Annotated in this window: 8 protein-coding genes and 2 pseudogenes; 7 read left to right on the top strand and 3 right to left on the bottom strand. The window is 70.8% G+C overall.

All coding sequences use genetic code 11. The annotated features are described in order from the left end of the window. The first annotated feature begins 167 nt into the window (after positions 1–167). The 3 genes from ABZ646_RS30250 to ABZ646_RS30240 all read left to right on the top strand — a co-directional run bounded on the left by ABZ646_RS30250 (position 168) and on the right by ABZ646_RS30240 (position 2,459). The gene (locus ABZ646_RS30250; protein ID WP_360525679.1) at positions 168–773 is read left to right on the top strand and encodes a YdbC family protein; all 606 of its coding nucleotides are present in this window, start codon (positions 168–170) and stop codon (positions 771–773) included. 86 nt (positions 774–859) lie between these two features. After that, positions 860–1,519, top strand: coding sequence for a histidine phosphatase family protein (locus ABZ646_RS30245; RefSeq protein ID WP_360525676.1), 660 nt, complete (start codon positions 860–862; stop codon positions 1,517–1,519). Between the two features lie 10 nt (positions 1,520–1,529). Continuing rightward, positions 1,530–2,459: an ADP-ribosylglycohydrolase family protein gene (locus tag ABZ646_RS30240; protein ID WP_360525673.1), complete on the top strand. Its 930-nt coding sequence runs from the start codon at positions 1,530–1,532 to the stop codon at positions 2,457–2,459. A 185-nt stretch (positions 2,460–2,644) separates the two neighbouring features. Here the strand turns inward: ABZ646_RS30240 and ABZ646_RS30235 are convergent. Further along, positions 2,645–4,088 (bottom strand): annotated as a pseudogene (locus ABZ646_RS30235) (MFS transporter). Positions 4,089–4,281: 193 nt separating this feature from the next. On the opposite strand from ABZ646_RS30235, the pseudogene ABZ646_RS30230 reads away from it, so the two are divergent. The 3 genes and pseudogenes from ABZ646_RS30230 (at position 4,282) to ABZ646_RS30220 (ending at position 6,292) form a co-directional block, all read left to right on the top strand. Then, positions 4,282–4,766, top strand: a pseudogene (locus tag ABZ646_RS30230) (TetR/AcrR family transcriptional regulator). A 129-nt stretch (positions 4,767–4,895) separates the two neighbouring features. Further along, positions 4,896–5,597: a ribonuclease HII gene (locus ABZ646_RS30225; RefSeq protein WP_360525670.1), complete on the top strand. Its 702-nt coding sequence runs from the start codon at positions 4,896–4,898 to the stop codon at positions 5,595–5,597. A gap of 68 nt (positions 5,598–5,665) precedes the next feature. Next, the gene (locus ABZ646_RS30220) at positions 5,666–6,292 is read left to right on the top strand and encodes a hypothetical protein (protein ID WP_360525667.1); all 627 of its coding nucleotides are present in this window, start codon (positions 5,666–5,668) and stop codon (positions 6,290–6,292) included. A 510-nt stretch (positions 6,293–6,802) separates the two neighbouring features. On the opposite strand, the gene ABZ646_RS30215 is transcribed toward ABZ646_RS30220, so the two are convergent. Both ABZ646_RS30215 and ABZ646_RS30210 read right to left on the bottom strand, forming a co-directional pair. Next, a complete protein-coding gene (locus ABZ646_RS30215) occupies positions 6,803–7,423 on the bottom strand; it encodes a hypothetical protein (protein WP_360525664.1) in 621 nt (206 codons plus the stop codon). 286 nt (positions 7,424–7,709) lie between these two features. Further along, a complete protein-coding gene (locus ABZ646_RS30210) occupies positions 7,710–9,875 on the bottom strand; it encodes a RecQ family ATP-dependent DNA helicase (RefSeq protein ID WP_360525661.1) in 2,166 nt (721 codons plus the stop codon). Positions 9,876–10,006: 131 nt separating this feature from the next. Here ABZ646_RS30210 and ABZ646_RS30205 point away from each other — a divergent pair. Further along, on the top strand, positions 10,007–10,441 hold a 435-nt coding region (locus ABZ646_RS30205), incomplete at its 3' end, for a DUF4192 family protein (protein ID WP_360525658.1).

The raw sequence follows: 10,441 nt of genomic DNA, 5'->3' as shown, positions 1-10,441 counted from the left end.
TGCTGAAACCGCTCACCACGCGTCCCCTTCCCCCTAGAGGTCCACTTTCCCAACTGATGGGTTGCCAAGGCTCTTTGTCCATCGTGCCACGCGCGCGGGGGCGCATGCGCGGGTGATCTCAGCCGGAGCGTGACCGGCGCCACGCTCCATGGCCTTACGATGGCGCGGTGCTGGTCAAGTGGATTCGCTGCACCGTGGTGGACCGCCGGGGCTTCGAGCGGGGGCAGCGGAAATGGGCGGGACTTCCGGGAGAGCCGGGATTTCGGGGACAGGGCGGGGGCTGGAGTCGGCAGCGTCCCGGTGTGGCGCACACCTTCGCCTTCTGGGAGAGCCGTGCCTTCTACGACTCCTTCATGGCGCGTTCGCACGACCGTCTGGCCGCGTCCCAGGCCGGTACGTACAAGGATCAGCAGGTCAAGCTGTTCGAGTACCGGTTCGACGTGAAGACCGGCTTCGAACCGCGGTTCACGGACGCCGACCTGATCCGGGTGGCTCTCTGCCGGGTGCACGAGGAGCGGGTGGAGCACTTCACGCTGATGCAGGAGAAAGTCTGGAACCCGGCGATGGCCGGGTCTCCCGGCATGATCCGCGGCATGTTCGCGGAGGCCCCGGCGCACGAGTTCATGATCCTTTCGATGTGGCGGTCGGCCGCCGAACACGGCAAGTACCGCACCGAACGGGTGGAGCGGCTGGCGCTACGTGCCCAGACGGAGGCCGATATCGCGGCCCTCACGGGCGACATCGTGGAGCTCGAACCGAGCTGGATCGTTTGAATATCCAACCCTTGATTTGTGTGACCTGCGTTGTATGGGGCCCCTCCGAGTGCTCGACTTCGCCTCACTCGATCTAGGGTTTTGGCATGGCACGACCACGGCGCATCGTCCTTGTCCGGCACGGCGAGTCAACCGGCAATGTCGACGACTCCGTGTACGAACGTGAACCCGACCACGCGCTGGCCCTGACCGACCGGGGCCGGCGACAGGCAGAGGAGACCGGGAAACGCATCCGGGAGATCTTCGGCCGGGAGCGGGTCAGCGTGTACGTCTCCCCGTACCGCCGTACGCACGAGACCCTCCGCGCCTTCCAGCTGGACCCGGATCTCATACGCGTCCGCGAGGAGCCCCGGCTGCGCGAGCAGGACTGGGGAAACTGGCAGGACCGCGACGACGTACGACTGCAGAAGACGTACCGGGACGCCTACGGGCACTTCTTCTTCCGCTTCCCGCAGGGCGAGTCCGGAGCCGACGTGTACGACCGGGTCGGCGGCTTCCTGGAGAGCCTGTTCCGCAGCTTCGAGGCACCGGACCACCCGCCCAACGTGCTCCTCGTGACCCACGGGCTGGCGATGCGGCTGTTCTGCATGCGCTGGTTCCACTGGACGGTCGCGGACTTCGAGTCGCTCTCCAATCCCGGGAACGCCGAGATGCGGATGCTCGTTCTCGGAGACGACGGCAAGTACACCCTCGACCAGCCCTTCGCCCGCTGGCGGGACCCGGAGCCCCACTGGATGAGCGGCTAGGCTGGCCGCGATGACCTCCTCCTTCGACTCCTCGACCCCCGGGCGCCTGGACCGCGCCCTGGCGGCCCTGCGCGGACTCGCCGTCGGCGACGCGCTCGGCTCACAGTTCTTCGTTCCGGCGAACCACCCCCTGCTCAAGCGGCGGGAGCTGCCACCGGACCCCTGGCAGTGGACCGACGACACCGAGATGGCCGGCTCCGTCGTCGCGGTCCTGGCCGCCCACCACCGCATCGACCAGGACGCACTGGCCCACTCCTTCGCCGCACACCACGACTTCGACCGGGGCTACGGCCCCGCCGTCAACCGGCTGCTCCGCCTGGTCCGGGAGGGCGGCGACTGGCGTGAACTGGCCGCTGCGCTCTTCAACGGCCAGGGATCATGGGGCAACGGCGCGGCGATGCGGATCGCGCCCCTGGGCGCCTGGTACGCGGACGACCCGGAGCAGGCCACCCACCAGGCCGAGATCTCGGCCTACCCCACGCACCAGCACCGCGAGGCGGTCGTGGGGGCCATGGCCGTGGCGGCGGCCGCCGCCCTCGCGGCCGCTCCCGACGGCCCGCCGAGCCCCGAGGCCCTCCTCGACGGTGTCATCTCGCTCATCCCCAGGAGCGCCGTCGGCCAGGGCCTGCGGCGCGCCCGTGACATGCTCGACTACGGCGACGCCGGCACCGTCGCGGCCGTCCTGGGCTGCGGACGGCGTACGACCGCCCATGACACCGTCCCCTTCGCCCTCTGGTCGGCGGCGCGCGCCCTCGGCGACTACGAGACGGCCTTCTGGACGACCGCCCAGGTCGGCGGTGACGTGGACACCACCTGCGCCATCGTGGGCGGCGTACTGGCCGGCGGCAAGGCGGGTGCCCCACCGACCGCCTGGGCGCAACGGACGGAGCCGCTGCCGCGCTGGGTGCCGACGGGAACGCGCCCCGCGGCCGCCGGCTGACCGTATCGTGGGCACCCCGGCCGCCGACCGACCGTACCGTCGGCACCAGGCTGCCACCCGTACCGCCGGGACGACGGGCCTGTGCGGCTCCCGGCGTACGGCCGCCACCCGGACCTGCCACCGCACGCCGACGCTCTCCGTGTCCGACGGGAACTACGGGTGACCGCCGGGCGTTCCCGGTGAGGTCAGCCCAGCCCTGGGCCGCCGGTGCCGGCGAGGGCTTCCAGATCGCTCTTGCGGACCTTGATCACGAGGCAGGCGGTGAGCAGACCGACCCCGGCCATCACGGCTGCGGGGACGAACGCCGTCGCGATGCCGTGTGCGAGCACCTCGTGCCCCCACGGCGCGGGCAGCTGATGGGACGTGGCGAACTCGGCCTTCTGGGCCGGTGAACCGTGGGCGAGGAACTTCGGCAGCTGCTTCTTCGCCTCGTCCTTGCTGGCCGAGCCGAAGACCGTGGTCAGGATCGACAGACCCAGCGCACCGCCCACCTGCTGCATGGCGTTCAGCAGACCGGACGCCGCGCCGGTCTCCTGCGGCGCGGCGCCGGAGACCGCCATGCTGGTCACCGTCACGAAGTTCAGGCCCATCCCGAAACCGAAGACCAGCATGGGCCCCAGCACGCCCCCGGGATACGAGCTGTCCGGCTTGACGAAGGTCTGCCAGACCAGTGCCACGATCACCAGCGCCGCACCGGCGATCATGAACGGCTTGGGACCCAGAGTGGGCAGGAAGCGTTGCGACAGACCGGCGCCTGCGGCGATCGCCACGCTGATGGGGAGAAAGGCCAGCCCGGCCCTGATGGGGCTGTAGCCGAGCACGTCCCGGACGAACAGCACGATGTAGAAGAACATGCCGAACATCGCCGCGGCCAGACTCGACATGATCACGTAGGTGCCGGAGCGATTGCGGTCGGCGAACATCTTCAGCGGGGTGATGGGCTCCTTCGCCTGGCGTTCGATGAACACGAAGGCCAGCAGCAGGACCACTGTGGCGCCGAACGAACCAAGGCCCAGACCGTCCGTGCCAGCCCTCTTCCGAGACCCGGATGAAGCCGTACACGAGGGACGTCATGCCCGCCGTCGAGGTCAGCGCGCCCGCGATGTCGAACCGCCCCGGCTGCCGCTCGGACTCGTTGATGTAGAGCGGGGTGAGCGCGGCGATCAGAAGTCCGACGGGTACGTTGACGAAGAACACGGACCGCCAGTCGAGCCAGTCGGTGAGCAGGCCGCCGGAGAACAGCCCGAGGGCGCCGCCGCCCGCGGAGACGGCGGCGAACACGCCGAACGCCCGGTTGCGTGAGGGACCTTCGGGAAAGGTAGTGGTGATCAGGGCCAGTGAGGTCGGCGACGCGATCGCGCCTCTCACGCCCTGGACGGCGCGCGCGGCCAGCAGTTGCCAGGGTTCCTGAGCGAGTCCGCCGAGGAGCGAGGCCACCGTGAACAGGAGGATGCCGGTCAGGAAGAGCCGGCGGCGGCCGAGGATGTCACCCGCGCGGGCGCCGAGGAGTAACAGACCGCCGAAGGTGAGGGTGTAGGCGCTGACCGCCCAGGTGAGGTCCGTCCCTGGATGCCCCTGTCGCCGGGCCGCACCGGGTTTCTGATCCTGAGACAGTTGAGAGGTTGTCACCATGGGTCTCTCTCCAGAGGATTCAGTGAACGGTCACGTTCACTGGCGCCTCAAGGCAGTGAGCCCCTGATAGGGAACGCAAGCGTTCACTATGTACTCCATCGGATACCGTGCAACTGTCGGGGCGCTCCGTGTGCGCTGTCCTGGAATGCCCGCCCCATGCCCGCCTCCCCTGCTCGCCGGAGAGACTCAGATGGTCACCTCACGCCAGACGGCCGGCCTCGTTCGGGCAGTGACTCCGCGCCGACGCGGGGCGGTTCTCGAACGCGCGATCCTGGACGCCGCCCTGGAGCAGCTCAGCACCGTCGGCTGGAGCGGTCTCACCATGGAGGGCGTCGCCGCCCTCGCGCAGACAGGGAAAGCGGCGGTCTACCGCCGCTGGTCCTGCTCGCGCTGTGCCGCCAGGCCCGGGACGCGATGTTCTCGCGGCCTGGCTTCGCGTTGCGATAAGTGATTCACGAATGCGATCACATGCAGGTCGAACGTTTCCACGGGGCGATCTTCGAGGGGGTTGTGGGCCCGACCACCAGCTTGGTGAGACAGGTGGTCATGCGTGGCATGAAGCGGGGCGACGTGCGGGCTGACGCGGCCAACAGCTATGTCCTCGACGTCATTCCGGCGATGATGATGTACCGATCCAAGATTTCTGCAAGCGAATGGAGCGATCAGGAAATCTAGGAGATGGTCGACCAGCTGATGCTCCCGCTGCTGGCGCCGCCCGGGGTCTGAACCACGGCCCGGCGTCGCCCGGGACCCCGGTGGGCCGGGTGTCGCTCAGGGATCAGTGCGGCGTACGCTAAGGGCGCCATGCCGTACGAACCACCTACTCACACCGTCGAGCGCTCCCTTCGCGCGACGACCGGAGCGAAGGTCATTGCCGGTGTCGACGAGGTGGGGCGCGGCGCCTGGGCCGGGCCCGTCACCGTCTGCGCCGCGGTCACCGGTCTTCGCCGGCCGCCCGAGGGACTCACGGACTCCAAACTGCTCACCATCAAGCGGCGTACGGAACTTGCCGAGGTCCTGCGGACGTGGGTCACGGCGTACGCCCTGGGGCACGCCTCCCCGGAGGAGATCGACGACCTCGGGATGACGGCCGCGCTGCGGCTCGCCGCCGGCCGCGCGCTGGAGGCCTTGCCGGTCCGTCCCGACGCGGTCATCCTCGACGGGAAGCACGACTACCTCGGCCTCCCCTGGCGGGTGCGCACGGTCATCAAGGGTGACCGCTCGTGCGTGGCCGTCGCGGCGGCCTCGGTGATCGCCAAAGTTCAGCGCGACAAAATGATGGCCGAACTGGGTACCGACCATGCAGACTTCGGATTTGCGGCCAACGCCGGGTATCCGTCGCCCGTGCACAAGGCCGCACTGGAGGAGCGGGGCCCCACCCCGTACCACCGGTTGTCGTGGGCGTATCTTGATGCGCTGCCCCAGTGGCGGCACCTCAAGAAGGCCCGCAGCTGGGCGGAGGGCAGCGTTCCGGAGATCGAGGGCCAGCTCGGCTTCGACTTCTGACGCTCCAGTCGCACTGTTGTGCCACCCGGTTCACCTCACCTGCACCAACGTTTGATAGATATCAGCTCATGCCTCTCATTCCCGAGGAGCCTCAGATTCACGAGAGTGCCCAGGGTCCCCGCGCCACTCCGGCCAGTGGCCGTACCGCGCCGACCCCCCGTCCCGTACCCGGCCCCCGCCCCGCGGCTCCGTCGCGTCCCGGTCGTCCCGGCCCTGTGCGGCCGGCGCCGCCGGTGCAGCGCACCCCGCGTGAGGTGGCCAAGCCAGGCCCGTCCGGCCCGGCCGTGCCCGCCGCGACAGCGGCGGCCCCGCAGATCCAGCTGATCCCGGCCTCGGTCGAGAGCGCTCTCGACGCGGCCGAGGAAGCAGTGGACCTGCTCCTCGACTCGGGCCGTGCCCCCGGAGACGTGCTGGTGATCACCACCGGCCCGCAGCACCCGTGGGCCGAGCACGAGCTGTCCTTCGGCGAAACCTCCTACTGGGCGCAGCACGACGCGGGCGACGACGTCTTCTACACGGACGCCGCGATCGCCTCTCGCACCGCGACCCGCGCCGTCGTGGTCGTGGCCGTCAACGGCGGTCCCGACACCGTCGCCGCCACCGTTCTCCCGCTGGCCCTTTCGCGGGCCGGAGCCCTGCTGATCGTCTGCGGCGACCCGCAGCACATCAACTCGGTACTGGGCGCGGGCGTCTGAGCCGCCTCCGGCGCCTCCGGGGCCGCGGAGGTACCGAAGGGGGCCAGCGGAGACTGGCACGGTGGCGTCTTCGGCGTGCCCGGACACCTGGGGCCGGCCGCTGCCGCCGTACAGCGGCCGTTCGGCGGAGGCGGGTCCGGAATCCGCACCGGGCTGGACCCGGAACGCGGATGCCGGGCCGGACCTGGAACGCGGGCACCGGGCCGGGTCCGGAACGCGGATGCCGGGCCGGATCCGCCGAGGGCCGCACGGCGGGACGCCCTCGCCCGCGAGGCAGGCCACCCTGGGGCACCGACGCGGCAGGCGGCTCGGGATCACCGACGCGGTAGGCCGCCCCGGCTCACTGACACCGAAGCCGCCCTGGCTCACCGACGCGGCGGGTACTCTCTCGCCGCCGCGACAGGCTCGCTGGGAGCGAGGCGCGCGGTCGGCGAGCACGGTGCGGCAGGTTCAGGGTGCCGTGCCCGGTGGTGCGTGTCCGGCCGACCTGTGCCCCTCGCGGGGCCGGGTTCAGCGAGCGGCCGCGCGGCGCAGCACCTCCGAGGCGGCGCCTCCGGTGCGCGGTGACGGTGGCGGCACCTCGGACAGGGCGAAGGGTTCGGGCGCCGAGTCGGCACTGGGGCGGCGTCCGCCACGGCCCTCGCCGAGCACCTGCCAGCCGTCGTGGGTCAGCGTGATGTACGCCCCGCAGCGCAGCCCGTGCAGGGTGCAGGCGTCCCGCAGCCCCCACATCCAGGCGCCGTCCTCCTCCGTCCAACGCGCGTCGCCCTCGCGGCAGTAGAGCAGCACGGCGGTCCGCACCGGGGTGCGGCGGCGCAGGTCGTGAGGGATGACCCGGCGCAACTGGGCCAGCAGCACGTTACGGAACATCCAGCCGTCGGCCGGGGCGGAACGCCGGCTGAAGGAGGCACTGGCGCACAGGCGCTCCTCCGGGTCGAGGACCGCCACGATCGCGGTGCCCAGCCGTGGAAGGTGCCGGGTGTGCAGCCCGCTGACCACCTCACGGGGGTTGCGTAGCAGCGGTATTCCGGCGTCGGCCCACTCTGCGGGCTCGAGCAGGCGACTGGCGGAAGCGGCGGACGCGGACGTCGACAACGATGCTGCCGAGGACGGAGCGAATCCGAAGGTCACGTTCCTCCCTTCGGCTACGCGCCCACACTGCGGGCGGGATTGGATTCGGGGGAGCGCGCACCGCAGCAAAGCCCAACCGGATCACGGACGAGCCGTGCGGGGAGCGGACCTCAATTCTTCCTGTCGAACTTGGATGCGGCAACGAGCAAATGGGGCCACCGACTGTTATCTGGGGGTGTGTGACTTATATCCCTACCCCCGGAGACACCGGGCGACCCCTGGGACATCCGACAACGGCACAGTTGTGCGCCGAACCCGGCACCGGATGCGAAGGACACCGGGCTGATCAGCCCTGAACGGCCAGGACCAGCGGCAACACTCCCCGCGCCCCGGCCCTCCTGAGCAGCCGCGCCGCGACGGCCAGCGTCCAGCCCGTCTCCGTGAAGTCGTCCACCAGCAGCACGGGCCCCTGAACCTCGGCGAGGGCGCCGGCGAGGGCGGGCGGCACGGTCAGCGCACCGTCGAGAGCCTTCAGGCGCTGCGCGCTGTTGCTGCGTGAGACCGGCTGCGCCTCCTGCGCGTACTCCACGGAACCCAGGAGCGGCAGTCTGCCGATCTCAGCGATCCGCGCCCCGAGGGAGTGGACCAGCCGAGGCCTGGAGCGCGAGGCGATGGTGACGACCCCGCGCGGCCTCGGCTGCGCGTCGGCCGCTCCCGCGGCCCAGCCGCCGGGACCCTTCGCCCAGTCGGCCAGTACCTCCACCACGGCACGGGCCACATCGTCCGGCACCTGTGTGTCCGGGGCCTGGGGCGCGAGCAGTGGCCGCAGCCGATTGCCCCACCCGATGTCCGACAGCCGTCCCAGGGCCCGTCCCGGCGACGCCTGTTCACCGGCCGGGATGCGTCCCTTGAGCTCGATGCCGATCGCCGGCAGTCCGGTGGGCCACATCCGGCGGGGTTCCACTTCGACACCCGCGCGCCCCAGATCGACCCGAGCCGCGTCCACCGCGGCCGAGGAGGTGTCCGCGGTGAAGCGCGGCCGTGCGCAGTTGTCGCAGCGGCCGCACGGCTTCGCGCCCTCGTCGTCCAGCTGGCGCTGCAGGAACTCCATCCGGCAGTCCGCGGTGGCCGCGTACTCGCGCATCGCCTGTTGCTCGGCCTCGCGCTGCCGTGCCACCCACGCGTACCGCTCGGCGTCGTACGTCCACGGTTGGCCGGTCGTGATCCAGCCGCCCTTGACCCGCCTGACCGCGCCGTCCACATCGAGAACCTTCAGCATGGCCTCCAGCCGGGACCGACGCAGCTCCACCAACGGCTCCAGCGCGGGCAGTGACATCGGCCCCCCGGCCCGGGACAGGACGTCCAGGGTGCGGCGGACCAGATCCTCCGACGGGAAGGCGAGCGAGGCGAAGTAACTCCAGATCGCCTCGTCCTCCCGGCCCGGCAACAGCAGCACCTCGGCGTGCTCGACACCGCGTCCCGCACGGCCCACCTGCTGGTAGTAGGCGATCGGGGAGGAGGGCGAGCCCAGGTGCACCACGAAGCCGAGGTCGGGCTTGTCGAAGCCCATGCCGAGGGCGGAAGTGGCGATCAGCGCCTTGACCCGGTTGCCGAGCAGGTCCTCCTCGGCCTGCTGCCGGTCGGCGTTCTCCGTCTTCCCCGTGTACGACGCCACGGCGTGGCCGCGCTGTCGCAGGAAGGCGGTGACCTCCTCGGCCGCCGCCACGGTGAGCGTGTAGACGATGCCGGAGCCCGGCAGCTCGCCCAGGTGATCGGCCAGCCACGCCATCCGGTGCGCGGCGTCCGGCAACCGCAGAACGCTCAGGCTGAGACTCTCCCGGTCCAGTGGGCCGCGCAGCACCAGCGCGTCCGAGCCGCCGCCGGTGCCGAGCTGCTCGGCGACGTCGGCGGTCACGCGCGCGTTGGCCGTGGCGGTGGTCGCCAGCACCGGCACGCCCGCCGGGAGGTCGGCGAGCATGGTGCGCAGCCGTCGGTAGTCGGGCCGGAAGTCGTGGCCCCAGTCGGAGATGCAGTGGGCCTCGTCCACGACGAGCAGGCCGGTCGCCGCGGCGAGCCTGGGCAGAACCTGGTCACGGAAGTCGGGGTTGTTGAGGCGCTCGGGTGACACGAGGAGGACGTCCACCCCGCCGGCCGCGATCTCCACCTGGATCGCGTCCCAGTCCTCGGTGTTGGAGGAGTTGATGGTGCGGGCGTGGATACCGGCCCGGGCCGCTGCCTCCACCTGGTTGCGCATGAGCGCGAGCAGCGGGGAGACGATCACCGTCGGGCCGCTGCCCATGGCCCGCAGCAGCGAGGTCGCCACGAAGTACACCGCGGACTTGCCCCAGCCCGTGCGTTGCACGACCAGGGCCCGGCGCCGGTCGGCGACCAGCGCTTCGATCGCCCGCCACTGGTCTTCGCGCAGCCGGGCCGTGCCGGTTTCGTCGCCGACGAGACGGGCGAGGACGGTGTCCGCCCGGGCCCGGAGATCCGCGTTGCTCGTGTGCTCCATGGGTTCCATACAACAGGACGGGACCGACAGCCCGGGCGGCCTGTGGACGAGGGCGGCGCGGTTGTCGTGTCCCTGGTTCGACTTATCCACAGGCAAAACCGGAATTGCAAGATCCGCGAGATCGTCGGCACATGACGAATCACAGCGAAAACACCGAACCAGTTGAAAACAGGAACATCGCGGACGGATCGGTACCCCTGTGCCGATCAGTCCACGACCCCCAGGTCACCCTGCGTACCCCGGCCGAACTGGCCGACGCCCTGCCCTACCTGCTCGGGTACCGCCCCGAGGACAGCATGGTTCTGATGGCCCTGCACGACCGGGGTGGCCGCGGCCGCTTCGGCGGGCGGGCCCGGCTCGGCATCCCCGCGAACAAGGACGACTGGGAGTCGGCCGCACGCCAGCTCGCCCAAGGCCTGATGACAGGCAGCGAGCGCAGGGGAACCCGGCCCGAGCAGATGGTCGCCTACGTCTGCCAGGAGCCGGCGCCCGGCGAAACGGGACGCGACGTCATGCGCCGGCTCGCTCCGCTCGCCCAGCTGCTGCGCACCGAGTGCGGCCGACTC

This window comes from Streptomyces sp. NPDC007162 (genome assembly GCF_040634175.1).
GTDB lineage: Bacteria > Actinomycetota > Actinomycetes > Streptomycetales > Streptomycetaceae > Streptomyces.
Note: the sequence above shows the minus strand (reverse complement) of the source record. Positions and strands in the feature narration are given on the sequence as shown.

Bases quoted from the DNA above. Each gene is read 5' to 3' on its own strand.
- ABZ646_RS30245 (WP_360525676.1), top strand. From the start codon at position 860: ATGGCACGACCACGGCGCATCGTCCTTGTCCGGCACGGCGAGTCAACC.
- ABZ646_RS30240 (WP_360525673.1), top strand. From the start codon at position 1,530: ATGACCTCCTCCTTCGACTCCTCGACCCCCGGGCGCCTGGACCGCGCC.
- ABZ646_RS30225 (WP_360525670.1), top strand. From the start codon at position 4,896: ATGCCGTACGAACCACCTACTCACACCGTCGAGCGCTCCCTTCGCGCG.
- ABZ646_RS30220 (WP_360525667.1), top strand. From the start codon at position 5,666: ATGCCTCTCATTCCCGAGGAGCCTCAGATTCACGAGAGTGCCCAGGGT.
- ABZ646_RS30210 (WP_360525661.1), bottom strand. From the start codon at position 9,875: ATGGAGCACACGAGCAACGCGGATCTCCGGGCCCGGGCGGACACCGTC.